Source organism: Tianweitania sp., assembly GCF_032053605.1.
In the GTDB taxonomy this organism is placed as follows: domain Bacteria; phylum Pseudomonadota; class Alphaproteobacteria; order Rhizobiales; family Rhizobiaceae; genus Tianweitania.
Genome location: NZ_DAMBUH010000171.1, coordinates 4148 through 4388 on the forward strand (window position 1 = coordinate 4148; position 241 = coordinate 4388).

A 241-nucleotide genomic window follows, 5' to 3' on the forward strand; every position below is an offset into this window, starting at 1 on the left:
CCGCTAAAGCGAAAGACCGGCCCGCTGGCGCGCCCCCTTCGATCCCTCACGCGCTGCTTGGTTTGGCCTGTAGAGCGAAGTGTTTTGCCTCACTGCCGATGACGTGTAAGCCTAACTGGACAAGCGACCGGGGGGCGTCCTGGTCTGCAACCGGGTGATCAGGTCGTGAAAGTGCTGCTCCCGCTTCTCAAGCTCCGTTTCAGCATGTACTGATCCGATGTAGTGCCTCACTACGGCATCC